Origin of the sequence: Allobranchiibius sp. CTAmp26, from assembly GCF_017565405.1 — a bacterium.
Taxonomy (GTDB): domain Bacteria; phylum Actinomycetota; class Actinomycetes; order Actinomycetales; family Dermatophilaceae; genus Allobranchiibius.
On sequence record NZ_JAGEKR010000020.1, the window covers coordinates 12,311 to 35,907 of the forward strand.

Below are 23,597 nucleotides of genomic sequence, written 5' to 3' on the forward strand. Positions count from 1 at the left end.
CGCCATGACGACCGATCTCCCCCTGCCGCGCGTCGGCCCGGCACAGGTCGCCGCACCCAAACCGATGCGTCTGGTGCTCAACTGGGGCCGGCGCTACTCCCTGTGGGTCTTCAACTTCGGGCTCGCGTGCTGCGCCATCGAGTTCATCGCGGCGTCGATGGCCCGCCACGACTTCATCCGTCTCGGAGTCATTCCGTTCGCGCCGGGCCCGCGGCAGGCCGACCTCATGGTCGTCTCGGGCACGGTCACCGACAAGATGGCGCCCGCGATTCGCCGTCTCTACGACCAGATGCCCGAGCCGAAGTACGTCATCTCCTTCGGTGCATGCTCCAACTCCGGTGGCCCGTACTGGGATTCGTACTGCGTCACCAAGGGCGTCGACCAGCTGATCCCCGTCGACGTCTACGTGCCCGGGTGCCCGCCGCGCCCGGAGGCCCTCCTGCAGGGCATCCTCACCCTCCAGGACCGGATCGCGAGCGAGCGCCCCAGCCACGCCTCGCTGCGGGAGAAGCTCGGCCCGTACGCCGGTCGCCGCGCGTCCGCGGCCGAGGTGAGCCGCCCGCTCGTGGCACCCCCGGAGGCCGGCACGTGACCTCCGAGATCCCCACCGTCCGCTGCGCACTCACGGCCTGGATCGACACGTTGCGCGATGCGCGCGGCGGCGGCTTCACCATGTTCGACTTCCTGACGGCGGTCGACGAGACCGATCGCGACGAGGAGCCGGGCTTCGACATCGTCGCCCACCTCTACGACCCGACACCCGGCGCGTTGCGCGAAACCCTCGTCAGGACAACGGTTCCCGACGGCGCGGCAGTGCCCAGCTGCACCGGGCTCTGGCGCGGTGCCGCCTGGCACGAGCGCGAGACCCACGAGATGTTCGGCATCCCCTTCGAGGGATTCGACGACGGCACCGGGCTCGGCATGCGACCGCTGTTGCTTCCGGACGGGTTCGACGGCACGCCGCTGCGCAAGTCCTTCGTGCTCACCGCCCGGGTCAGCAAGCCGTGGCCCGGCGCCAAGGATCCTGCCGACGTCCCGGCCGGTCAGGCCGACCCGACGAAGGCCGGCGCCAAACCCGCACGGGCACCGCGCCGCCGGATGCAACCGCCGGGCATCCCCGATCCCACCTGGGGACCGAGATGAGCACCTTCGGCGAGGTCGTGCTGCGCTCGCTGTGCGTGCTGATCGCCTTCCTGGTGCTTCCGCTGCTCGTCGGCCAGACCGAGCACAAGCTCATGGCCCACATGCAGGGACGTCTCGGGCCGATGTACGCCGGCGGCTTCCACGGCTGGGCGCAGCTCGTCGCCGACGGGGTGAAGTTCACCCAGAAGGAGGACATCGTCCCCCTGGCCGCGGACAAGCCGGTCTTCCGCCTGGCGCCGGCCCTCGGCATCGTGTCCTACCTGCTCGCGCTGGCCGTGATCCCGTTCGGGCCGCACCTCGTCGCCGCCGGGATCACCGGCAGCCTGCTGTGGGTGCTCGCGGTCGGCGCGATCGGCACGGTCGGCACGCTGATGGCGGGCTGGTCCAGCGGCAACAAGTACGCGCTCATCGGCGGCCTGCGCTCCGCGGCCCAGCTCGTCTCCTACGAGGTGCCGCTGATCCTGGCCGCCGCGTCGTTCGCAATGGCCGCCGGATCGTTCTCGCTGGTGTCGATCGCGCACGCCTGGACCCCGTGGTGGCTGCTGTGGCAACTGCCCGGCGCGATCGTCTTCCTGGTGGCCGGCACCGCCGAGCTGCAGCGTCCGCCGTTCGACATGCCGGTGGCCGACTCCGAGCTCGTGATGGGCCCGTGGACCGAGTACACCGGCCTGCGGTTCGCGCTCTTCCTGCTCGCCGAGTACGCCGGGATCGTGGTGGTCTCGCTGGTGCTGGCCGTGCTCTACCTCGGCGGCTGGACCGGCCCCTTCGACCACCAGATCGGACCGTTCTGGGTGCTGCTCAAGGGCTTCTTCTTCGCCGTGATCATCCTGTGGATGCGGATGTCCTGGCCGCGGTTGCGTGAAGACCAGCTGCAGCGAGTCGCATGGCTCGGGCTGGTGCCGCTGGCGCTGCTGCAGATCGTGCTGACCGCTGCAGGGGTGGTGCTGACGACATGACCGATCAGGACAAGAAGGGCTTCGTCCCCGGACTGCTCAAGGGGATGGGGACGACCGCGCGGGCGATGACCCGGCACGCGCACACCCAGGAGTACCCCGACGTCTCGCCGCAGCTGCCGCCGCGGTCGCGCGGGGTGATCGCGCTCGAGGAGTCCAACTGCACCTCGTGCATGCTGTGCGCGCGCGAGTGCCCGGACTGGTGCATCTACATCGACTCCCACAAGGAGACGGTGCCGCCGACCACCGAGGGCGGGCGGGAGCGCAAGGAGAACGTGCTCGACCGCTTCGCCATCGACTTCAGTCTGTGTATGTACTGCGGCATCTGCATCGAGGTGTGTCCCTTCGACGCCCTCTTCTGGAGCCCGGAGTTCGAGTACGCCGAGACCGACATCCGCGACCTGCTGCACGAGAAGGACCGGCTGGGCCAGTGGATGGCCACGGTCCCCGCGCCGCCCGCTCTGGATCAGGGCGCGCCGGTCGACCAGCCCGAGCCGACCGAATCCGCCCCATCCGAGCCGCAACCCGCGCAGGCCCCCGACGAAGATCCGGCGCCGTGACGACGTACGACATCTTCTTCTCGATCCTCGGAGTCCTCTGCGCCGCCAGTGGGCTCGCCGCGGTCACCACCCGGCACCTGATGCATGCGGCGCTGTGGCTGACGGTGTGCCTGGCCACGCTGGCCGGGTGCTACCTGGTGCTGGGCGCGGAGCTGGTGGCCCTCGTGCAGCTGCTGGTCTACGTCGGCGCGATCGTCGTGCTGGTGCTCTTCGCGCTCATGCTGACCCGGGCGCCGATCGGACGCAGCCACGACCACGACACCCCGCTCCTGCAGCGTGCGGTCGCCCTGGTCATCGCCGGTTCCGCCGCCGTCCTGCTCGGCGCGGTGCTCATCACCGGCGTCCGCGACGGCACCGTGCAGGTGCACGGCGGCTCGACGAACGCGCTGGCCCGGATGCTCTTCACCAGCTGGGTCTGGCCGTTCGAGCTGCTGTCCCTGCTGCTCCTCATCGCGCTCGTCGGCGCGCTGGCCATGAGCCGCTCGCTGGTGCCCGCCCGCGCGACCCGCCGCACCGGGGAGGACTCGTGATCCACCTCTGGCCACCGCTGCTGCTGGTCGCGATCCTCTTCGGCACCGGGCTCTACGGCGTGCTGGCCCGCCGCAACGCGGTGCTCGTCCTGGTGGGCGTCGAGTTGATGCTGGCCGCCGCCGGGCTGCTCTTCGTGACCTTCGGATCCACCATCCGGGACACCGCCCGCGCGGGGCACGTGCTCACCATCTTCCTGATCACGATCGCGGCCGCCGAGATCGCCGTCGCGCTCGCGGTGATCCTCGCGGTCTACCGCTCGCGCGGCGACATCGACGTGACCGTGGCCGGCGAGGACGACCTGTGATGGGCACGCTGTCCGATAGCAGCGGCTGGCCGGTGCACCCCTCCCAGCTGATCGTGCTCCTGCCGGCGCTGGCCGCCGCGGTCTCCCTGGTGCTCGTACGCCGCGCACGCATCCCCGCGTTCGTCGTCGCCCTGCTCGGCGCGCTCGGTGGTCTGGCCGCGGCCGCCCAGCTGCTGGCCCAGCAGCTGGGCGGCACGGCCGAGGCATCCAGCGCCACCGTCGGCCCCCTGCCCCTCGAGCCGGTGCTGCACGCGCCGATGCGCCTGGGCGTCGACCGGTTCGCGGTGCTGCTGGCCGTCACCGTCGCGGTGGTCGCCCTCGTCGTCCAGCTGGTCGCCCGCTGGTACCTGCGTGAGGACCGGCGGTACGCCGCGTTCGCCGCCACCGTCAGCCTCTTCACCGCCGCGATGCAGCTGGTGGTGCTGTCCGACGACGTGCTGCTCACCATCGTCGGCTGGGAGCTGATGGGCTGGTGCTCCTACCTGTTGATCGGCCACGACAGCGAGCGGGAGAAGGCGCGGCGGGCGGCGTACAAGGCGTTCCTGGTGACCCGACTGGCCGACGCGCCGTTCGCGATCGGACTGGTCCTGCTCGCCACCGGTGCCCACACCACGTCCCTCTCCGCGATCGTCCGGCACTGGTCGGGGCAGCCGTCAACACTGCTCACCGGTGGGCTCATCGCCGTCATCGTCGGGGTGGCGGGCAAGTCCGCCCAGGTGCCGTTCCAGGACTGGCTGCCCGATGCGATGGAGGGCCCCACGCCGGCTTCCGCGCTCATCCACGCCGCCACCATGGTCGCCGCCGGCACCGTCGTGCTGGGCCGGCTGCTGCCGCTGCTCGAGCGCTCCGACGCCGCACGCACCGTCCTCGTCCTGATCGCCGGGATCTCCACCGTGCTGGCCGGGTTCCTCGCCTACTGCCAGACCGACCTCAAGCGCCTCCTCGCGTGGTCGACGGTCTCCCAGGTGGGTCTGATGCTCCTCGGTCTCGCGATCGTGCCGGTCGGCCACCGGGCCGACCTGGCGTTGAACCACCTGGTCGCGCACGCGATGTTCAAGGCGCTGCTCTTCCTGGTGTTCGGATGGATCTCGGTCCTGGTCGGCGGCACGGTCGTCGCGCGGATGTCTGGCGCCGTCCGTGCCCACCCCGCGACCCGCGCCCTGGTGGCGATCGGGCTGCTGTCGCTGGCCGGGGTGCCCCCGATGGCAGGGTTCGTCAGCAAGGACCTGATCGTCGACGAGGCTGCGACGCGCGCGGTGAACGGTGACGGCGTCAGCCGGATCGCGTTCGTGGCGTTGGCGTTCTCGGTCGCTCTGACCGCCGCGTACTGCATGCGCGCGTGGTTGATCCTCGACCACCGCTCGGTCGTGGAGCGAAACGCGGCGCTGGAGATCGTGGAGGACTCGGTCACCGTCCAGGAGGTCGGCATCGTCGAGCTCTTCGTCACCAGCGCACAGGTCGACCGACGCGGCCGGGAGGTGGGGCAGCCGCTCGTACCGATCGTTCCGGAGCCGGAACCCGAACCAGTGACGGTGGTCGCGCCCGACGCCGCCTCGCGGCTCGGCCTCCGGCTGCTGGCCCTGCTGGCCGTCGTGGGCGGGTTGCTCGTGACCACCCCCTTGCTCAGCCTCGACTGGAACCACCCGGCGTGGGCCCTGATCGCCGCCACCCTGCTGCTCATGGCGGCAGTTGCCGTGTTCGTGCGCGTGCAGTCCCTGGGCACGCCGTACGGCGATGCGGCGGGGCGCCTGCCCCTCACCCTGCGCAGCGTTGCCGACCGCGGCCTCGGGATGGACGGCGTCTACGTCGCCCTCACCCGCCCGGTGGTCGCGTTGGCGCGACTCGTGGCGGGCGCGGAGCGCGGTCTCGAGACCGGTGTGCACTCCACCGCGCGTGGCGCCCGTGGGCTGGCCGGAGTCGGTGCGCGCCTGCAGAACGGCACGCCGACCGCCGGTCTCGTGGCGGTCGCCCTGGGCGTCGTCGCCGTCGGCCTGATCGGGATATCCCTGTGGTAGCAGCACTCCTCGTCGCCCCCCTGGCACCGCTGCTCGGTGGGACCGCCTTGATCGCCGCCGACCGCAGCCGCCTGCGGATCGCGACCGCCGCGGCGTACGGCGTCGCCCTCACGCTCGCGGTGGTCGCGCTGGCCGCGGCGCTCCTCGCCGTCTGGAAACGTCCCGGAATCGATCACTCCTGGGTCCCGGCCATCGGCATGCGGCTGCACCTCGCGATCGACGGCATCAGCGCACCGCTGGTGGTGCTCACGGCCGCGATCGGCGTCCTCGTCGTCCTGCACGCCGGGTGGAGGGAGCCGTCGGCGACCTATCTCGGCGCGTTGCTGATGGTCACCGGGGGAGCGCTCGCGACGTTCCTCGTGCAGGACGCGATCGCCTTCTTCCTCGCGTTCGAACTCGTGCTGGTGCCGATGTGGCTGCTGATCGCGCGCTTCGGGGACACCACCCGTCCGGGTGAGCGCGACCGCGCCGCAACGATGTTCGTGCTCTACACAGTGCTCGGCTCCACGCTCATGCTGGTCGGCATCCTGGTGCTGGTGGTGTCCGCGGGCACCTCCGACCTGACCCATCTGCAGACCGCGCACCTGTCGAGGAGCACCCAGACCGTGGTCGCCGCCCTGCTGATGATCGGCATCGGCATCAAGATCCCGATCTGGCCGCTGCACTCCTGGCTGCCCGCGGCGCACACCGCGGCGCCGACCGGCGGCTCCGTGCTGCTCGCCGCCGTGCTGCTGAAGATGGGCACCTACGCCGTGGTGCGCCTGGTCGTCTTCCCCCTGCCGCGCGGTCTGCACGCGATCGCGCCCGTCGTCGCGGTCTTCGCGGTGGCCGGGATCCTGATCGGCGGGCTCGTCTGCCTGGTCGAGCGCAGCCTCAAACGGCTGATCGCGTGGTCCTCCGTGGCGCACATGGGGTTCGTGGTGCTGGCATTGATGACCGGTACGACGCTCGGGGTCCAGGCGGCGCTCTACGGCAACATCGCGCACGGCGTGATCTCGGCGCTGCTCTTCGTCGTCGTCGGGGGCCTGAAGAAGCGCTGGGGCGACGACGACCTGCAGACCGCGCGTCGTGCGCTGCGACAGGTCAGCCCGCGGCTCGGACTCGCCCTGGTGGTCGGGTTCGCCGGCTCCCTCGCGCTCCCCGGCCTGGCCGGTTTCTGGGGCGAGGTCCTCACCCTCTTCTCGGCCTGGTCGCCCGGCGACCGGCCGCTGACCCTCTTCCGGGTCCTCGCCGTCGCGGCGGCCACGGGCTCGGTCCTCGCCGCGGCGTACGCGCTGCGGGTGCTCCGGACCGTCTGGGCCGGCACCGACTCCCTTCCCGATGTCGTCACCGACGGGGGGAGCGTCGTCGCCCAGGACGCGCACGCGGTGGAGTGGATCGTCATCGCGGTGCTCGTCGCCGCGGTCGTCGCCCTCGGCGTGTGGCCGACCCCGCTGATGCACCAGACGGCGTACGGCCTCGCCCACGTCTCCCGGGTCCTCGTCGGGGGTGCGCCGTGAACCCGACCTTCGGATGGCTGACCCTGGCGCCGGTGCTGATCGCCGCGGTCGGGGCGATCGGCGTCCTCCTGCTCGACGCGCTCTTCCCACGGCTCGGTCGGGTGCACTGGATCCTCGGCGCGCTGCTGCTCGCGGGCGGCGCGGCGGCCGCGACCCCCGTGCTCCTCGACAGTGCGCACCGCCCGCGCGCCACGCTCTGCACCCGGGGCACCTGCTGGTACACCGTGGATCACGTCGGTGCCGGGCTCCAGCTGGTCGCGCTGCTCGCGTCGGCGTGCGTGGCCCTGCTGGCCTTCCCGATCCGGATCCCGCACGAACGGGCCCCGATCCAGGTCGCCCTCCTGCTCACCAGCACCTCGGGTGCGGTCGCCGTCGCCGGGGCGCACGATCTGGGCTCGTTCCTGGTGGCGTTGGAGGTCTCGACGCTCCCCACGATCGCGCTGGTCGTGCTGCGGGCGCGGCACTCGGCCATCGACGCCGGGCTGAGCCTGCTCACGACCTCCCTGGTCTCGTTCGCCGTGCTGGCGATGGGCGCCGGACTCTGGTTCGCGGCGACCGGCACGGCCCAGCTGGAGTCGCACGCGGCGCTGCAGGCCGGCAACAACGCCGACCTGCGCCGGATCCTGGTGCTCGCGGTCGGGTTCATCGTCGCGGGGCTGGCATTCAAACTCTCTCTCGCGCCGTTCCACCTGTGGATGCCGGAGACCGTCGGCGCGTCCTCCGTGCCGGTCGGCGCGCTGCTGTCCACCACGTCGAAGGTGGCCGCGGTGGCCGGGCTCGTCGCGGTCTTCCGGACGGTCACCGACCTCAGTTCCGCGTCGATGGCGGCCGTCGGGGTGGTCGCCGTGCTGTCCATGACGGTCGGCAACCTGATGGCCCTGCGCGAACGCGGAGCGCTGCGCTTCCTCGGCTGGTCGACGGTCGCGCAGGCCGGCTGGATCGTGCTGCCGTTCACGACCGCCACCGCGGACTCCGGCCGTCGCAGCGCCCAGTACCTCGCGGTCTACATACTCGCCACCATCGTGGCCTTCTCCGTGATCACCGCCCTCGCGCATGCCGAGGGGCGTCAGCACGTCACCCGGATCGCGTCGTACGGCGGCGTGCTGCGCCGCCATCCCTTCCTCGGGGGAGCGCTGCTGCTCGCCCTGCTCACCTACGCCGGCCTGCCGCCGGCGATCGCCGGTCTCACCGCCAAGGTCGTGGCGCTGGAGCCCATCACGGCCGGGCACCTGTGGCTGCTGGCCGTGATCGCAGCCGCCAACGCGATGCTCGGCGTGGCGGCGTACCTGCGGTGGGTCCGGATCATGCTCGGCGCGTCGATGGACCCCGAGGAATCGGACCGGGTGCACCCGGTGCATACCGCTGTCGTGGCGGTGTCGGCAGTCGCGCTGATCGTCTGCAGCGTGGTGCCCCAGGCCGCGCTCGGCCTGTTCGGCTGACGCCCATGCCCTCGTCGCGGAACAAAGCGCTGGGCGATAGGCGTTTTCAGGATATGCACAAGCATTTCAACGGCCTCAAGACCGTGCTGCTCTTCGGCGGCATCTGGGCCGTTCTCCTCGCTGTGGGCGCGTTGGTCGCAGGTGGCCGCTTCATCTGGATCTTCGCCCTGATCGGTGTCGGCACCACCGCCTACGGGTACTGGAACAGCGACAAGCTGGCGATCCGGGCGATGCAGGCCTACCCGGTGAGTGAGGCGCAGGCGCCCGCGATGTACCGCATCGTCCGGGAGCTGTCGACGTCCGCGGGCAAGCCCATGCCTGCGCTCTACATCTCACCGACCCAGGCCCCGAACGCCTTCGCGACCGGCCGCAATCCCAGCCACGCAGCGGTGTGCTGCACCGAGGGCATCCTGCAGCTGCTCGATGAGCGTGAGCTGCGCGGCGTCCTCGGCCATGAGTTGATGCACGTCTACAACCGCGACATCCTGACCTCGTCCATCGCGGCAGCGCTCGCCGGCATCATCACCTCCGCGGCGCAGATGATGATGTTCTTCGGCATGTTCGGTGGCGGCGGCAGCGACGACGACCGGCCCAACCCGATCGCCATGCTGGCCATGGCGTTGCTGGCACCGATCGCTGCGACCGTGATCCAGCTGGCCATCAGCCGCACCCGCGAGTACGACGCCGACGAGGACGGCTCCAAGCTCACCGGCGATCCGCTCGCCCTGGCGTCGGCGTTGCAGAAGCTGGAGGACGGTGTGGCGCGCGCACCCCTCGCGCCCGAGCCCAAGGTCGTCAACGCCAGCCACATGATGATCGCGAACCCGTTCCGCGCGCAGGACGTGTCCCGTGCGTTCTCCACGCACCCCCCGACGCAGGAGCGCATCAAGCGGCTGCAGGGCATGGCGTACGGCCAGATCCGCAAGTGATCCGCCGACTGCGCATGTCGTGGCGGTAGAACGGCCCAAGACTTCCCGCGACATGCGCAGTCGACCCCTTGGTGGGGGAGTTCGGCGGCGTGCCAGGGTGTGCCCATGGCGATTCTGCAGCGTACTGAGGCCGAGGCCCGAGCAGCCCTCATCGAGGTCACGTCGTACGACGTGCAGCTCGATCTCGACCGGGGGGACACCGAGTTCGGCTCCGTGACGACCATCCGGTTCAGCGCCCGGCAGCCGGGCGAGTCCACGTTCCTCGATCTCAAGGCCGCGAGTGTCGGCTCGATCACCCTCAACGGCACCGCGATCGATCCCGCGGCCATCGACGACGGGCGGGTCACCCTCACCGACCTCGCCGCGGACAACGAGGTGCACGTCGCGGCGACGATGAGCTACAGCCGCGACGGTGAGGGTCTGCACCGCGCGGTCGATCCCGAGGACGGCAAGGCCTACGTCTACGGCATGTCCTTCATGGACGCGGCGCCCCGGATGTACGCGTGTTTCGACCAGCCCGACCTCAAGGCGCCGTACGACGTGCGCGTCCGCGCTCCCCAGGACTGGGTGATCGCGGGCAACGGCGATGCGACCCGCACGGCGCCCGGCGAGTGGACCCTGGCGACCACCAAACCGATCGCCACCTACTTCTTCACGGTCTGCGGCGGCCCGTACGCCACCGTCACCGACGAGCACGACGGCATCCGGCTGGAGGTGCACGTGCGCGCCGCGCTCGCGAAGGAGCTGGACGAGCAGGCGCCGGACATCTTCAAGGTCACGAAGCAGTCGTTCGACCACTACCACCGGCTCTTCGGGGTGCGGTACCCGTGGGGCGATTACCACCAGTTCTTCGTGCCGGAGTTCAACGCCGGAGCCATGGAGAACCCGGGCTGCGTCACCTTCCGCGACACGATGATCATGCGCGGCACCCTGGCGCCCGACCAGCTGCTGTCGCGGGCCAACACGATCGCCCACGAGATGGCGCACATGTGGTTCGGCGACCTGGTCACGCTGCGCTGGTGGGACGACCTGTGGCTCAACGAGTCCTTCGCGGAGTACATGGCGGGCCGCGCCGTCGACGAGGCGACCGACTACGAGGAGTCGCGGATCGCGTTCTCCGCGCAGCGCAAGAGCTGGGGGTACGCCGCCGACCGGGCTCCCTCGACCCACCCGATCGCGGGCTCGCCCGCGCCCGACGCCCTGTCGGCGCTCACCAACTTCGACGGCATCTCCTACGCCAAGGGCGCCTCGGCACTGGCGCAGCTGGTGCTCTACGTCGGCGACGACGCCTTCGTCGCGGGAGTCCGCGACTATCTGTCGCGGCACGCGTTCGGCAACGCCACGCTGGCCGACTTCCTGGCCGCGATGGAGCGGGCGAGCGGGCGTGAACTGACGCAGTGGAGTGAGCAGTGGCTGCGTACTTCGGGTGCGGACGTGCTGGAGGTGTCCGCCGAGACCGACGGTGACACGATCGCGAGCGCCGAGTTGCGGCGTACGCCGCCGGCCTCGCACCCCGCCGACCGTCCGCACGTGCTCGACGTAGCGGGTTACGCCGGGGGCGAGCAGATCTGGCGTACGCAGGTCGAGGCCACGGCGGACGTGACCGCGTTGACCGAGCTCGCGGGCGCACGGGTGCCGCAGATCCTGCTGCCGAACGCCTCCGACGACACCTGGGCGCAGGTCGCGCTCGACGAGCGGAGCCTGGCGGCACTGCGTACCGGATTGCGGACGTTGCCCGACCCGGGGACGCGGGCCGCGGCCTGGTCGGCGTTGCTCAACGGGATGTTGACCGGTGGCGTCGATCCGCGACTGGTGCGCGACAGCGTGCTCGACTTCTGGCCGAGTGAGTCCAGCTTCATCCTGTTGGCGTACGTCGCGTCGCAGAGCCGTGCCGCGCTGCTCGGGGGTTACCTTCCGCCGGACGAATCGACCTCAGCGGCAGCGGCTTTCGATGAGGCTGCCCGGTCGATGCTGGCCGCGGCCGAGGTCAGCCTCCCGGCCGGCGTCGCCGCCGCGACGATGGCAGCGCACACCACCCACGACGAGGCGCTCCTGCGGGACTGGGCCGACGGTAGGAACACGCCGTCCGCCCTCGAGGGCGACCCCGACTTCCGGTGGCTCGCGGTGCGCCGGTTGTGCACCCTCGGCGCCCTCACCGCCGTCGACGTGGACTCCCACCTGGCGCAGGATCGCTCGATGTCCGCCGCGCTCGACGGACTCACGGCCAAGGCGTCGATCCCGACGGCCGACGCCAAGGAATGGGCCTGGGACCAGGTCTTCGGAGGGCACGATCTGTCCAACTACGAGGCCGCTGCGGTGCTGGGAGGGATCTTCCGACCCTCCCAGATCGACCTGGTCCGGCCGTACGTCGCGCGCTACTTCGCGCAGGTCGGCTCGCTGGCCGGCGCCTTCGGTGGGATGCCGGCCGAACAACTCACCCGGGTGGGTTTCCCGCACGTCGTGGTGGAGTCCGCGACCCTGGACGCTGCCCGCGCCGCCATCGACGGCGACGGTCTGTCGGCGGGCATCCGACGCGCCCTCATCGACCAGACCGCCGCACTGCAGGAGCGGATCACCTCGCGGCGCAGGTACTTCCCCGACTCGCTGTGACGCTGCGCTGGAGCACCCAGATCGGCCGGGTGGGTGCTCCGCCGTGGCTGTCTGAGGACCCGAGCCTGCTGCTGCCCGCCGCGTCGATCGGCAAGCTGCTCCTGCTCGGGCTGGCCGCCGAGATGTTCGAGATGGGCACGCTCGCGCGCGAGGAGCCGCTCCACCGGTCCGACGGGGTCTTCGTGCGGGATTCCGGGATCTGGCACGCCTTGAGTCAGGACGTGCTGCCCGCCGTCGATGTGTGCCGGCTCATCGGTCTGGTGAGTGACAATCTGGCGACCAACGTCTTACTGCAACGTGTTGGTCTCGCATCCGTCGAGGAGTACGCCGATCGTCTGCGCCTCGCTCCACTGGCGCTGCTCGACTACGCGCGGGGTTCACGTGATCCGGCGGATCCTGAGGTGGCGGAGACGCTCTCGGTCGCGAGTGCGGCATCGCTGATCCGCTTCATGGAGTTGCTGGACTCCGGCCGGATCGGCGCCGAGGTAAGAGAGTGGCTCTCCCTGGATACCGACCTGTCGATGGTGGCGGACGCGTTCGGACTGGATCCGTTGGCCCACAACGGCATCGGTGGTGGCGATCCGGGCCGGTTCACGCTGCTGCAGAAGACCGGCACGAACGAGGGCATCCGCGCTGACACCGGCCTCGTGCACGCGGGAGGTGAGCGAACGGCGTACGCCGTGATCGCGCACTGGGACGAGGCGACCGACGGCGATCGGCTGCCCGAGGTGGTCGCCCGGATGCGCGACATCGGCCGCCAGATCCGCGACCGCCTCGAGTCGCCCACCCCCTGAAACGCATCGAGCGGAGGGGTCCGGCGCCGAGTGGAGGGGCAATAACCCCTCCAGTCGACCGCGGACCCCTCCGCTCGATGGAAAGCAGGCGCTGGGTCAGTCGCGGGGGCCACCGGCGACGTAGAGCACCTGGCCGCTGACGAAGCCGGCTTCCTCGCTGCAGAAGAAGGATGCGGCGGCGGCGATGTCCTCGGGCTTGCCACCGCGGCCGACCGGGATCCCCGCGGCTGCAGCCTTCTTGAAGTCCTCGAAGTCCATCCCGACGCGCTCGGCGGTCGCCTTGGTCATGTCGGTCTCGATGAAGCCGGGCGCGATCGCGTTGGCGGTGACGCCGAACTTGCCGAGCTCGATGGCCAGGGTCTTGGTGAAGCCCTGCATGCCGGCCTTGGCGGCGGCGTAGTTGGCCTGGCCGCGGTTGCCCAGCGCCGAGGTGCTCGACAGGTTCACGACCCGGCCGTACTTCTCCTTGGTCATGTGCGCCTGCACCGCGCGGGTCATCAGGAAGCTGCCGCGCAGGTGCACGTTCATGACGGTGTCCCAGTCGTCCGCGCTCATCTTGAAGATGAGGTTGTCGCGCAGCACGCCGGCGTTGTTCACCAGCACGGTCGGGGCGCCGAGCTCGGTCGCGACCTTCTCCACGGCGGCCTGCACGTCGCTCTCGTCCGCGACGTTGCACGCCACGCCGATCGCCTTGCCGCCGGCCGCGGTGATGCGCTCGGCGACTGCGGTGCAGGCGTCCTGGTCGAGGTCGAGGACACCGACGGCCATCCCGTCGGCGGCGAGCCGCTCGGCGACGGCGGCGCCGATCCCTCGGGCCGATCCGGTGACGATGGCGGTGCGGGTGCTCTGTGCTGGCATGGAAACGTCCTTGTCTCTTGGCAGGTGCGGTGTGGTGGTGAGGCGTCGCGGGGCGGCGCCCACCGGCTCCGTCCCCTACATTCTCACGAGCCGCTGATCGCCAACTCGCGGACGCCCGCCGCGAAGTCCTCGCGCGGCGCCCATCCCAGATCGCGGCGGATCGCGGCGGAATCGGCGGTGATGTGCCGTACGTCCCCGAGACGCCACTGACCGGTCACGACCGGCGTGGGCCCGTCGAGGGCCGTCGCGAGTTCCGCGGCGAGATCGCCGACGGTCCGCGGGGTGCCCGACCCCACGTTGTACGCGCGGAAACCCTCTCGCGGCTGTTCGGCCGCTGCGACCACTGCCGTCGCGATGTCGCGCACGTGCACGAAGTCCCGTCGCTGGCCGCCGTCCTCGAAGACGCGGGGCGCCTCACCTCTCCGGAGCGCGGCCGCGAAGAGCGAGGCCACGCCGGCGTACGGCGTGTTGCTCGGCATGCCAGGGCCGTACACGTTGTGGAAACGCAGCGCGGTCGCCGAGGACGAGGTCTCCCGGGCCCAGGTGGTCGCGTAGTGCTCCTGCGCGAGCTTGGACACGGCGTACGCGTTGCGGGGATCGGCGGGGACGTCCTCGCCGACCAGCGCCGGGGTCAGGACGCGCCCGCACGTCGCGCACCGTGGTTCGAAGTCGCCGGCCTCCAGGTGCGACGGCGTCCGGGGGAGACCCTGGCTCAGGCCATGCACCTCGCACTCGCCGCGTCCCTCGCCGTAGACCACCATCGAGGCTGCGAGCACGAGCTCGCGGCGTCCCGCGGCCGCCATCCGGGCAAGGAGCGTGGCGGTGCCGACGTCGTTGGACGACGCGTAGTCGGGCAGGTCGGAGATGTCCACGCCCAGGCCGACCTTGGCGGCGAGGTGGATCACCGAGTCGATCTCCCGCAGCGCCGCGTCGCAGGTGTCGGGATCCCGTACGTCGCCGCGCAGGAAGCGCGCGGTGCCGGGCGGGTCCCAGGTCGCGACGGGGTGCACGTCGGAGCGCAGGTTGTCCAGGACGAGCACGTCATGACCGGCGGCGAGCGCGACGGCGAGGACGTGCTGCCCGATGAAACCGGCACCGCCGGTGAGAAGGATGCGCAAAACGGGGCCTCAGCTCGCGAGTGGGAGCACGATCATCGAGGCGCAGCCGTCGTCGGTGTTCTCGAACGGGGCGGCGCCGTCGTCGTGCGCGCCCACGATTTCATGGATCGTCGCCCCTCCGGGACAGTCCCCTGTCAGGCTGTGATCGGATCGTCCCCACGCCAACGACGCCGTGACGGCCGTCTCGCGCCACGCGCGAATGCAACAACCGGACCCGTGATAGGGCAGGCTGTGGGGTAATGATCGATATCGTCCTGCCCTGCCTCGACGAGGCAGCGGCGCTCCCCATCGTCCTCGGCGACCTTCCGGACGGCACCCGAGCACTCGTCGTGGACAACGGAAGCACCGACGGCAGCCCCGAGATCGCGCGCTCATTGGGCGCCCAGGTGGTGACCGCGGCTCAGCGGGGCTACGGCGCCGCCTGCCATGCCGGCCTGATGGCGGCGACCTCCGACGTGGTCGCGTTCGTCGACTGCGACGGGTCCTTCGACTTGTCGGTCGTCCCTGATCTCGCCGCCCCCGTCCTCGGTGGGAGTGCCGACCTGGCGGTCGGCCGTCGACGACCGGTGGCCCGTGGCGCATGGCCCGCCCACGCGCGTCTGGCGAACGGGGTGTTGTCCTGGCGGCTGCGGCGGCTCGGGCTGCCCGTGCACGACGTGGGTGCCGTGCGCGTGGGCCGTCGGACGGCCCTGCTCGACCTGGCCCAGATCGACCGGCGCAGTGGATACCCGCTGGAGACCATGGTGCTCGCGGCCAAGGCCGGGTGGCGGGTCGTCGAGACCGACGTGGACTACCACCCCCGGCAGGGCCGATCCAAGGTCACGGGGACGGTACGCGGCACGGTCCAGGCCATGCGGGACATGACCGTGGTCCTCGCCCGATGAGCGCGCTCGCGAGCGTGGTGGTCATCGCGAAGGAACCGGTGGCCGGGCGGGTCAAGACGCGGCTCACCGTCGCGATCAGCCCCGAACAGGCGGCCGCGGTCGCGGCCGCGGCCATCGGCGACACCCTGGACGCGATGAGCCGGGTGCCCGCCGACCGGCACGTGTTGGCCCTCGACGGCGACGCCGGGGACTGGGTGCCGGCCGGGTGGGACGTCGTGTCCCAGCCGGAGGGCGGGCTGGACCACCGGCTGGCAACGGTCCTCGGCGGTCTCCCGACCGGTCCGTGCCTGCTGGTGGGGATGGACACCCCGCAGGTCACCCCATCCGTCTGCGGTTTCGATCCGAACTCCTACGACGCGTGCCTGGGAATGGCAACCGACGGCGGCTACTGGGCCATCGGTTTCGCGGATCCCGCCAACGCACCCGAGGTGATCGAAGGAGTACCCATGTCGACCGACCACACCGGCGCCGATCAGCTCGCCCGGATGCTGGACGCCGGCCTGCGCGTGCAGGAGTTGCCGCCCCTGCTCGACGTGGACACCCCGCAGGACGCCGCCCAGGTCGCCTCGCTCGTGCCCGGCAGCGCGTTCGCCCGGGCCTGGACCTCGGCCGTCGGGGCGACTGTATGAGGATCGGCGCGCTCGCGGCGTACGAGCAGGCGCTGCGCGACCGTGGACCCCTGGGGCTGCACACCACCTCAGGACACCGGATCGACCTGGACATGGCGCGCTATCTGGCCGACGCCGATGCCGCCGACTCCACGGTGCTCGAACGCTGCGTGGGCCCGGTGCTGGACGTTGGGTGCGGCCCGGGTCGCATCGTCGGCGCGCTGACCGCCGCCGGCACGGCTGCTCTCGGGGTCGACATCGCCGACGCCGCCGTGGAGATCACCCAGCAGCGCGGTGCGCTGGCCCTGGCCCGGGACATCTTCTCCCGGTTGCCCGGGGAGGGTCGCTGGCGCACGGTGCTGGTGCTCGACGGCAACTGCGGCATCGGCGGGGACGTGCCTGCACTGCTGCGCCGGATGCGCGAACTCACCGCGGCGGACGGCACGGTGATCCTTGAGGCCGCCACCAGCGTGCCGGGGACCGACGAGGTCCTCACCGCGAGCTTCAGCACGGACGGCGAGGGTGCGCCTACCTTCCCGTGGGCCGTCGCCTCAGCCGATGTGCTCCAGAGGTACGCCGAACAGGCGGGCATGGCGCTCGTGGAGCAGTGGACTCACTCCGGCCGCGACTTCCTGATGGTCCGCAGCGAGAACGCGTACAGGACCGCCGTGCACACCACGACGGCCGCCGCGATGATCCCGAAGTTCGCCACGTAGTTCTGCCGCAGGAGAGCTAGCGCCGGGCTGCTCGCGGTGCCCTGGCGCCAGATGACGAAGAACGCCATGGAGCCGACGAGGGCGATGACGGTCAGCGCTCCCTGCACGAAGCCGCGCAGGTGTGGGGGCAGCAGCTTGGCCAGCAGCCACCCCACCAGGAGCACGACGTTGGCGATGATCAGGTCGTGCAGCAGGATCCCGCTGATGAGCCATTCGCCGAAGTTGAGCGTCTTGATGTATGGCCGGTCCACCCACAGCAGGTGCAGGCCCCAGGCGGCCGCGAGGATCCCGAGGACGCCGATGCCGCCCCGGGTGACGCGCTCAAACATTCGAGACCACCACCGTGTCGACCCACTTGGTCTGCAGCTCGCCCTTGCGATCCGGCGCGATGAGGCGCAGCGGGTATCCGTGGTCGAGCGTGAGCCGCTCCCCGTGCAGGTGGGTGGCCAGCAGGGCCTCCTTCAACTGTCCCGCCGTGATGGTGGACCTGCTGAAACCGCCCTTCTCCAGCGAGCTGATGGTCACGACGCTGTCCGCGGTGCCGCCCACCATCGCCACGATGTCGAGCAGTGAGGGACCGGTCCAGGTCGCGCCCCGGCTCCATCCTTCGACGCAGGCGATGGACAGGTCGCGCGTCTGTGCCGGCATGGCCTCGATCTGCGCCACCGTCAGCGTCCGGGTGCTCGTGCCTCGCACGGTCAGCCGGTAGTCGGCAGAGACGGCGGTCTTGCGCACGTTCGCGGCGGCGGCGGTCCTGTTGACCGGCAGGTGCTGCTGCGGTGCCCGGTCCGGTCGACGGGGAGCCAGCAGCGCGACCTTCGCCAGCGGGCCGACCACCTGACCGACGGTCGTGAGGCCGACGATCCCGACACCGACACCGACTCCGGTGACCGCACCGCGCCGGGTCAGGCCGTGCTCGTCGACCAGCGGTCCGTCGAGCTTCGTCGCGAGCCCGCGGCGGATCACCGGCAGTTGGACGGCGATGTGCAGCAGGAGCGCGCCGATGACGACCCAGGCCATTCCGTAGTGCACCGACGCGAAGGGCCACTTGAACGGGTAGTACTGCAGGGTGTTCAGGATCCCGGTGGTCAGCTGCACCAGCGCCGTGGCGATCAGGACCGCGACCGAGGCGCGCTCCAGCGCGTGCAGCACGGAGCGGACCGGCGGCCACTGCGCCAGCTTGTGCTGCACCGACCAGAGTTTGGCGAGCAGCAGCGGGATCGAGGCGAAGCCGGTGATGACGTGCAGGCCCTGTGTGAAGCGGTATCCGCCGGCCGGTGTCGCGGGCGGCGGCAGCCATGCCCAGGGGTGGGACTGGTAGTGGCTGAGCACGCCGGTCACGAAGCAGATGCCGAAGGCGATCCCGACGGCGCTCCCCAGCCGCGCGGTCACCGATTCGTGGTGCAGCCGGCCGCGGTCCTCGCTCGGCCAGCCGGGCGGTGGGGTGCTCGGCAGGCGCAACTTCAGGGACGGCATACGACGATCATGCCTCCCCGAGCGACGCCGCGCGGTGCCGCGGCGTCCCTACCTTGGGGAAGCCACGACCACAGCGGGGTCAGAGCCCCAGATCACGCCCGATCAGTTCCTTCATGATCTCGTTCGAGCCGGCCCAGATCTTGGTGACCCGTGCGTCCCGCCAGGCGCGCGCGACCCGGTACTCGTTCATGAATCCGTAGCCGCCGTAGAGCTGTACGCACTCGTCGAGGACGTCGTTCTGCACCTGAGCGCTGAACCACTTGGCCTTCGCCGCGTCGACCGAGGTGAGGGTGCCGTTCGCGTGCGCGACCAGGCAGTCGTCGACGTACGCCTGCGTCACCTCGACCCGGGTCACCATCTCCGCCAGCTTGAACTTGTTGTGCTGCAGGCTGCCGATGGACTGCCCGAACGCCTTGCGCTCCTTCACGTAGTCCAGGGTCTCGGCGAGGATCTGCGCGACGTGGCTGATGTTGCTGACCGCGGCACCGACGCGCTCCTGCGGCAGGCGCTGCATCATCGCGATGAAGCCCATCCCCTCCTCGCCGATCCGGTTCTCGTCCGAGACGCGGACGTTGTCGAAGAACAGCTCGGCGGTGTCGGACTCCTCCTGGCCGACTTTGTCGAGCTTGCGGCCGCGGGTGAAGCCCGCCATCCCGTCCTCGACCATGAAGAGGGTGATGCCCTTCGCGCCCTTGGCCGGGTCCGTGCGGGTCGCCACGATGACGAGGTCAGCCTGAAAACCGTTGGTGATGAACGTTTTCGATCCGTTGATCACCCAGCCGTCGCCATCGCGTACGGCGGTCGTCTTCAGTGCCGCGAGGTCGGAGCCGCCGGACGGCTCGGTCATTGCGATCGCGCAGATCTTCTCCCCGGCCGCCATGTCGGGCAGCCACCGCTGCTTCTGCTCGGGAGTGCCGAGGTCGACGATGTACGGCGGGCACACGTCGGAGTGGATGCCGAAGCAGGAGGAGACCGCCGCGTTGAACTTCGAGATCTCCTCCGAGCACACCGCGTTGAAGAGATAGTCGTCGATCCCGGCGCCGCCGTACTCCTCCGGGATGTCCAGGCCGAGGAAGCCCTGTTTGCCGGCCTCCCGCCACATGTCGCGGGCGATGCACTTGTCCCGCACCATCTCCTCGGCCCGCGGACGCAGGGTGCGCTCGACGAATTCGCGCACCGAAGCGCGGAACGACTCGTGGTCCTCGGAGTAGATGTTGCGGGGCATGGCGGTGTCCTCGTGGTGTCGACGGGTGAGATGGGGGTGGACCGATGAGCGCTGCGCAGCTGACTAAGCGCTTGCTTAGCGTCCCAAATCTGCGGCATGCTCGTCAACATGTCCGCCGCCATTCCCGAGCCGCCGGCCAGAGCAGCGAGAGACCGACTGCTCGATGCTGCCCGGACGTCGTTCGCTGACAAGGGTTTTCACGGTACGACGACCCGAGACATCGCGGCCGCCGCCGGCATGAGCCCCGCGGCCGTCTACGTGCACCACCGCACCAAGGAATCGTTGCTGCACGAGCTGTCCCTGGAGGGACACCGCGCGACGATGGCATCCCTGGATGCCGCGGTCCGTGACTGCCCGGACGATCCGGTGACCCTCCTGCACGCGTGGGTGACGGCCTTCGTCACAGGGCATGCGCTCGGGCACACCACGGCGCGCATCGTGAACTACGAGCTGGAGGCGCTGACGCCCGAGCACCGCGCCGAGGTCGAGCACTGGCGGTCGCGGATCCAGGAGTCGCTGATCGACATCCTCGAACGTGGTTGTGGTGCGGGGGTCTTCGCTGTCGACACGCACGTCGCCGCCAGCGCGATCGCCGGGATGGGCGTGGACGTCGCTCGCTGGTTCCGGGACGACGCGGGGACGACCGCTACCGATCTGGCCCGGGAGTTCGCCGACCTCGCCGTGCGGATGGTGCGCGCCTGATGCCGTTCATCGGGCGCACGTTCCGTGCCGTCCTCTTCGACAACGACGGCACTCTGGTGGATTCGATGCCGGCCGCGGCCCGCGCGTGGGTGCAATGGGCCGACGAGCACGGCGTACCGCGCTCCGCCCTCGAGGGCATCGCCGGGATGCCCGCGGCCGCGATCATCGCCAAGGTCGCGCCGACGCTCGAGCCGGGGCCTGCCCTCGCTCGGATCAACGAACTCGAGCTGCGCGACACCGCGGGAGTGGTCGCGCTGCCCGGTGCGATCGAGGCCGTCGAAGCGACCCGCGAGTGTTGCGCGATCGTCACCTCCGCGACGGGCGAACTCGCGGCGGCCAGACTGCGCGCGGCGGGCATCCCCACCCCGACCCGGCTGGTGACCGCCGACGACATCACCCGGGGCAAGCCCGATCCCGAGCCGTTCCTGATCGCCGCGCGCCTGCTCGGGGTCGACCCGGAGCAGTGCCTGGTCGTCGAGGATGCCCCCAGCGGGCTGACGGCGGCCCGCGCAGCCGGGTGCGCGAGTCTCGCGCTGACCACCAGCACTCCCGCCGACGGGCTCGACGCAGACCTGGTGGTGGCCTCGCTGGCCGACGTGGTCTTCGAGGCGTCCCCCGCCGGCATACGCGTGCGGCTCGTCGAGGGTGACGCGGTCTACCGGTAGTTGGTGAACTGCAGCGCGACGTCCAGGTCGGTGCCCTTGAGCAGCTGCTGCACCGCCTGCAGATCGTCGCGGGACTTGGAGGAGACCCGCAGCTCGTCGCCCTCGATGCGGGACTTGACGGACTTGGGCCCCTCGTCGCGGATGAGCTTGTTGATCTTCTTGGCGTCCTCCTGGCTGATGCCGTCCTTCAGGGTGGCGGAGAGCCGGTACTCCTTGCCCGAGAGCTTGGGTTCGCCGTCGTCGCTCATGTCGAGGGACTTCAGCGACACCCCGCGGCGCACCAGCTTCGTCTGCAGCACGTCCAGGACGGCCAGCACCCGTTCCGCGGTGTTGGCCTTCAGCACGATGGTGTCGCCGCTCCAGTCGCACGACGCCCCGACATTGCGGAAGTCGTAGCGCGTGCCGATCTCCTTGGAGGCCTGGTTCATCGCGTTGTCGACCTCCTGCTTGTCGACCTTGCTCACGACATCGAACGACGAGTCGGCCATGGCTGCTCCTTCGGCTGGGGTGGTGCGTCGGCGGGAATCGAGTATGCCGGACCCGCTCCGCGCCGCCCGCCCTGGCGGCGATCGGCCCGTCCGAACCGCGGGCGTCGCGTTTCCGATTGGAGTGGTCGGGCACCCGTTGCTACCCTTGCGCTCGCACTCCTGCCAGGTTGCCCGAGCGGCCAATGGGAGCGGACTGTAAATCCGTCGCGAAAGCTTCGAAGGTTCGAATCCTTCACCTGGCACCAGCAGTGTTCGATGCAGACAGCGCGTCCTTCGGGGCGCGCTGTCCGCGTCTGGGCGCCGACTGCCGTCGAGACCGCACTACGGCCCGTCGGTCGCCTCCATACTGGTGCGATGTCGAGGATCCGTCGCGTGCGATCGCCCTGGGTGTGGGCCGCCCTGGTCGTGTGGTTCGTCGGCTTTGATGGTGCCGCGACGCTGATGGACGAGGAGCGTGTGCGCTTCAGCGGGTGGAGGTACCTGGCCTTCCTCGTCATCTTCTGCGCGCTCCCGCTCGGCTTGATCGTGTTCTCCCGATGGCGGTCCGACCGGTCGGGCAGGGCCCGTTTCGTGGACGGCCTCCCACGACCGGATCGTCCCAACCGCCCCTGATGCCCACGTCCGAGGTGCGCGCTCCCGACGAGCCGTTGTTGCAGATGGGCGAGCCGGCTGGGCGCCGGCTCCTCGCGACGACGATCCTCGGGTCGGGCATGGCCTTCCTCGACGGGACCATCGTCAACGTCGCCCTGCCGCGCATCGGGCGCGACCTGCACGCCGACCTCGCCGGCCTGCAGTGGGTGGTGAACGGCTACACCCTGACCCTTGCCGCGCTGATCCTCGTGGGCGGTTCGCTGGGGGACCGGTTCGGCCGCAAGAAGGTCTACGGCGCGGGCATCGCGGCGTTCGCGGTCATCTCGGCGCTCGCCGCGCTCAGCCCGACGATCCAGATCCTCGTGGCCGCCCGGATGCTTCAGGGGGTCGCGGCAGCGCTCCTCACGCCGGGTTCGCTCGCGATGCTGCAGGCCTCCTTCCGCAAGGAGGACCGGATGAAGGCGATCGGTGCATGGACCGGGATGCTCGGGATCGCGACCGCGGCCGGCCCCCTCGTCGGTGGCTGGCTGGTCGGCATCGAGTGGCGCCTCGCGTTCTGGATCAACGTCCCGCTGGCGGCCGTCGTCCTCTGGCTGCTGCGCGGGGCTCCGGAGTCCAAGGACGATGAGGCGAGCACCCATTTCGACATCCCGGGTCTGGTCCTGGCGCCGGTCGCGCTCGCGGGGGTCACCTGGACGCTCACCGCGTGGCCGAACGACGGCGCCCAGCTGCGCACCGTGCTGCCGCTGATCGTCGGGGTGCTCGCCGCCGTGGCGTTCGTCGTGGTCGAGCGGCGGACCGAGCACCCCATGGTGCAGCCGGGCCTCTTCGCCGACCGCGTCTTCACCGTCGTCAACCTGGTCACGCTCGCGGTGTACGCCGCGCTGTCGGGCAGCTTCTTCTTCCTCGCCGTCTATCTGCAGGTCAGCGGCGGGTGGACGCCGCTGGAAGCCGGCGCGGCCACCGTGCCCGTCTCGCTGATCATGCTGGTGCTGGCGTCCCGGTTCGGCGGCGTCGCAACACGATTCGGCGCACGGTTGCCGATGATGGCGGGCAGCACACTGCTCGCCGTGGGGCTGGCATGGTTGGCGCTCGCGCCCGACCACCCGGCGTACCTGACGCAGTTACTGCCCGGGATCCTGCTGATGGGCTTCGGGCTCAGCATGCTGGTCGCCCCGCTGACGGGCACCGTCCTCGCGGCGGCGCCCGACCACGAGGCGGGGCTGGCCAGCGGCATCAACAACGCCGTCTCCCGTTCGGCGGGGCTGCTGGCCATCGCGGCCCTGCCCCTGCTCGTCGGTCTCAGCGGCGATGAGTACCGCGTGGGCCACGAGGTGGCCCGCGCCTACCGGTCCTCGATGTGGGTGTGTGCCGGCCTGGTCGCCGTCGGGCTGCTGCTGACCGTCGCGGTCGGTGGTCGTCAGATCGACGAGGTCACCAGCGCACCGGACGGCGACCCGTCATCGGCCACCACCTGACCGTGCCGACC

25 protein-coding genes and 1 tRNA gene are annotated in these 23,597 nt (G+C 70.7%); 20 read left to right on the forward strand and 6 right to left on the reverse strand.

Going from position 1 to position 23,597, the window contains the following annotated elements:
• Positions 1-4 precede the first annotated feature (4 nt).
• The 12 genes from J4030_RS14835 to J4030_RS14890 all read left to right on the forward strand — a co-directional run bounded on the left by J4030_RS14835 (position 5) and on the right by J4030_RS14890 (position 12,777).
• A complete protein-coding gene (locus tag J4030_RS14835; RefSeq protein ID WP_208050012.1) occupies positions 5-592 on the forward strand; it encodes an NADH-quinone oxidoreductase subunit B in 588 nt (195 codons plus the stop codon).
• Positions 589-1,143 carry an NADH-quinone oxidoreductase subunit C gene (locus J4030_RS14840; protein ID WP_307864719.1) on the forward strand — a complete coding sequence of 185 codons (555 nt, stop codon included), beginning with the start codon at positions 589-591 and terminating at the stop codon, positions 1,141-1,143. Before J4030_RS14835 ends, J4030_RS14840 begins: the two co-directional genes overlap by 4 nt.
• Complete coding sequence (locus tag J4030_RS14845) at positions 1,140-2,099, forward strand: complex I subunit 1 family protein (protein ID WP_208050013.1); 960 nt, start codon at positions 1,140-1,142, stop codon at positions 2,097-2,099. Before J4030_RS14840 ends, J4030_RS14845 begins: the two co-directional genes overlap by 4 nt.
• Positions 2,096-2,656, forward strand: coding sequence for an NADH-quinone oxidoreductase subunit I (locus J4030_RS14850; RefSeq protein WP_208050014.1), 561 nt, complete (start codon positions 2,096-2,098; stop codon positions 2,654-2,656). Before J4030_RS14845 ends, J4030_RS14850 begins: the two co-directional genes overlap by 4 nt.
• A complete protein-coding gene (locus J4030_RS14855; RefSeq protein WP_208050015.1) occupies positions 2,653-3,186 on the forward strand; it encodes an NADH-quinone oxidoreductase subunit J in 534 nt (177 codons plus the stop codon). The genes J4030_RS14850 and J4030_RS14855 overlap by 4 nt, the downstream gene beginning before the upstream one ends.
• Positions 3,183-3,491 carry an NADH-quinone oxidoreductase subunit NuoK gene (nuoK, locus tag J4030_RS14860; RefSeq protein WP_208050016.1) on the forward strand — a complete coding sequence of 103 codons (309 nt, stop codon included), beginning with the start codon at positions 3,183-3,185 and terminating at the stop codon, positions 3,489-3,491. Before J4030_RS14855 ends, nuoK begins: the two co-directional genes overlap by 4 nt.
• Positions 3,491-5,506, forward strand: a complete 2,016-nt coding sequence (locus J4030_RS14865; RefSeq protein WP_208050017.1) for an NADH-quinone oxidoreductase subunit L — start codon at positions 3,491-3,493, stop codon at positions 5,504-5,506. The genes nuoK and J4030_RS14865 overlap by 1 nt, the downstream gene beginning before the upstream one ends.
• Positions 5,500-7,005: a NuoM family protein gene (locus J4030_RS14870; protein ID WP_208050018.1), complete on the forward strand. Its 1,506-nt coding sequence runs from the start codon at positions 5,500-5,502 to the stop codon at positions 7,003-7,005. Before J4030_RS14865 ends, J4030_RS14870 begins: the two co-directional genes overlap by 7 nt.
• Positions 7,002-8,444 carry an NADH-quinone oxidoreductase subunit N gene (locus J4030_RS14875; RefSeq protein ID WP_208050019.1) on the forward strand — a complete coding sequence of 481 codons (1,443 nt, stop codon included), beginning with the start codon at positions 7,002-7,004 and terminating at the stop codon, positions 8,442-8,444. Before J4030_RS14870 ends, J4030_RS14875 begins: the two co-directional genes overlap by 4 nt.
• A 53-nt stretch (positions 8,445-8,497) precedes the next feature.
• Entirely contained in the window at positions 8,498-9,373 is an 876-nt protein-coding gene (gene htpX, locus J4030_RS14880; RefSeq protein WP_208050020.1) for a zinc metalloprotease HtpX, read from the forward strand.
• 105 nt (positions 9,374-9,478) lie between these two features.
• A complete protein-coding gene (gene pepN / locus J4030_RS14885) occupies positions 9,479-11,983 on the forward strand; it encodes an aminopeptidase N (RefSeq protein WP_208050021.1) in 2,505 nt (834 codons plus the stop codon).
• Positions 11,980-12,777 (forward strand): serine hydrolase, encoded by a 798-nt coding sequence (locus J4030_RS14890; protein WP_208050022.1) that lies wholly within the window; start codon positions 11,980-11,982, stop codon positions 12,775-12,777. Before pepN ends, J4030_RS14890 begins: the two co-directional genes overlap by 4 nt.
• Positions 12,778-12,873: 96 nt before the next feature.
• Here J4030_RS14890 and fabG read toward each other — a convergent pair whose 3' ends face one another.
• Both fabG and J4030_RS14900 read right to left on the reverse strand, forming a co-directional pair.
• Positions 12,874-13,635, reverse strand: a complete 762-nt coding sequence (gene fabG, locus J4030_RS14895; RefSeq protein WP_208050023.1) for a 3-oxoacyl-ACP reductase FabG — start codon at positions 13,633-13,635, stop codon at positions 12,874-12,876.
• A gap of 83 nt (positions 13,636-13,718) precedes the next feature.
• Complete coding sequence (locus tag J4030_RS14900) at positions 13,719-14,753, reverse strand: NAD(P)-dependent oxidoreductase (RefSeq protein ID WP_208050024.1); 1,035 nt, start codon at positions 14,751-14,753, stop codon at positions 13,719-13,721.
• Positions 14,754-14,992: 239 nt separating this feature from the next.
• Here J4030_RS14900 and J4030_RS14905 point away from each other — a divergent pair, with 239 nt between their 5' ends.
• The 3 genes from J4030_RS14905 to J4030_RS14915 are packed head-to-tail and all read left to right on the forward strand — an operon-like array spanning position 14,993 to position 16,961.
• Positions 14,993-15,637, forward strand: coding sequence for a glycosyltransferase family 2 protein (locus J4030_RS14905; RefSeq protein WP_208050025.1), 645 nt, complete (start codon positions 14,993-14,995; stop codon positions 15,635-15,637).
• The gene (locus J4030_RS14910) at positions 15,634-16,266 is read left to right on the forward strand and encodes a DUF2064 domain-containing protein (protein ID WP_208050026.1); all 633 of its coding nucleotides are present in this window, start codon (positions 15,634-15,636) and stop codon (positions 16,264-16,266) included. Before J4030_RS14905 ends, J4030_RS14910 begins: the two co-directional genes overlap by 4 nt.
• The gene (locus J4030_RS14915; protein WP_208050027.1) at positions 16,263-16,961 is read left to right on the forward strand and encodes a methyltransferase domain-containing protein; all 699 of its coding nucleotides are present in this window, start codon (positions 16,263-16,265) and stop codon (positions 16,959-16,961) included. The genes J4030_RS14910 and J4030_RS14915 overlap by 4 nt, the downstream gene beginning before the upstream one ends.
• Here J4030_RS14915 and J4030_RS14920 read toward each other — a convergent pair.
• The 3 genes from J4030_RS14920 to J4030_RS14930 all read right to left on the reverse strand — a co-directional run bounded on the left by J4030_RS14920 (position 16,859) and on the right by J4030_RS14930 (position 19,662).
• Complete coding sequence (locus tag J4030_RS14920; protein WP_208050028.1) at positions 16,859-17,290, reverse strand: hypothetical protein; 432 nt, start codon at positions 17,288-17,290, stop codon at positions 16,859-16,861. The genes J4030_RS14915 and J4030_RS14920 overlap by 103 nt on opposite strands.
• Positions 17,283-18,437, reverse strand: coding sequence for a molybdopterin-dependent oxidoreductase (locus J4030_RS14925; protein WP_208050029.1), 1,155 nt, complete (start codon positions 18,435-18,437; stop codon positions 17,283-17,285). Before J4030_RS14925 ends, J4030_RS14920 begins: the two co-directional genes overlap by 8 nt.
• A gap of 79 nt (positions 18,438-18,516) precedes the next feature.
• Complete coding sequence (locus J4030_RS14930; protein WP_208050030.1) at positions 18,517-19,662, reverse strand: acyl-CoA dehydrogenase family protein; 1,146 nt, start codon at positions 19,660-19,662, stop codon at positions 18,517-18,519.
• A gap of 108 nt (positions 19,663-19,770) precedes the next feature.
• On the opposite strand from J4030_RS14930, the gene J4030_RS14935 reads away from it, so the two are divergent.
• Positions 19,771-20,364: a TetR/AcrR family transcriptional regulator gene (locus J4030_RS14935; protein WP_208050031.1), complete on the forward strand. Its 594-nt coding sequence runs from the start codon at positions 19,771-19,773 to the stop codon at positions 20,362-20,364.
• Positions 20,364-21,029, forward strand: a complete 666-nt coding sequence (locus J4030_RS14940) for an HAD-IA family hydrolase (protein ID WP_208050032.1) — start codon at positions 20,364-20,366, stop codon at positions 21,027-21,029. The genes J4030_RS14935 and J4030_RS14940 overlap by 1 nt, the downstream gene beginning before the upstream one ends.
• Here the strand turns inward: J4030_RS14940 and J4030_RS14945 are convergent.
• Positions 21,020-21,517, reverse strand: coding sequence for a YajQ family cyclic di-GMP-binding protein (locus tag J4030_RS14945; RefSeq protein WP_208050033.1), 498 nt, complete (start codon positions 21,515-21,517; stop codon positions 21,020-21,022). The two genes, J4030_RS14940 and J4030_RS14945, sit on opposite strands and share 10 nt — an antisense overlap.
• A gap of 161 nt (positions 21,518-21,678) precedes the next feature.
• Here J4030_RS14945 and J4030_RS14950 point away from each other — a divergent pair.
• The 3 genes from J4030_RS14950 (at position 21,679) to J4030_RS14960 (ending at position 23,586) form a co-directional block, all read left to right on the forward strand.
• Positions 21,679-21,762 (forward strand) — tRNA-Tyr (locus tag J4030_RS14950).
• Positions 21,763-21,871: 109 nt separating this feature from the next.
• On the forward strand, positions 21,872-22,129 hold the full coding sequence (locus tag J4030_RS14955) for a hypothetical protein (protein ID WP_208050034.1): 258 nt from the start codon (positions 21,872-21,874) through the stop codon (positions 22,127-22,129).
• A complete protein-coding gene (locus J4030_RS14960; RefSeq protein WP_208050035.1) occupies positions 22,129-23,586 on the forward strand; it encodes an MFS transporter in 1,458 nt (485 codons plus the stop codon). The genes J4030_RS14955 and J4030_RS14960 overlap by 1 nt, the downstream gene beginning before the upstream one ends.
• The last annotated feature ends 11 nt before the right edge of the window (positions 23,587-23,597 follow it).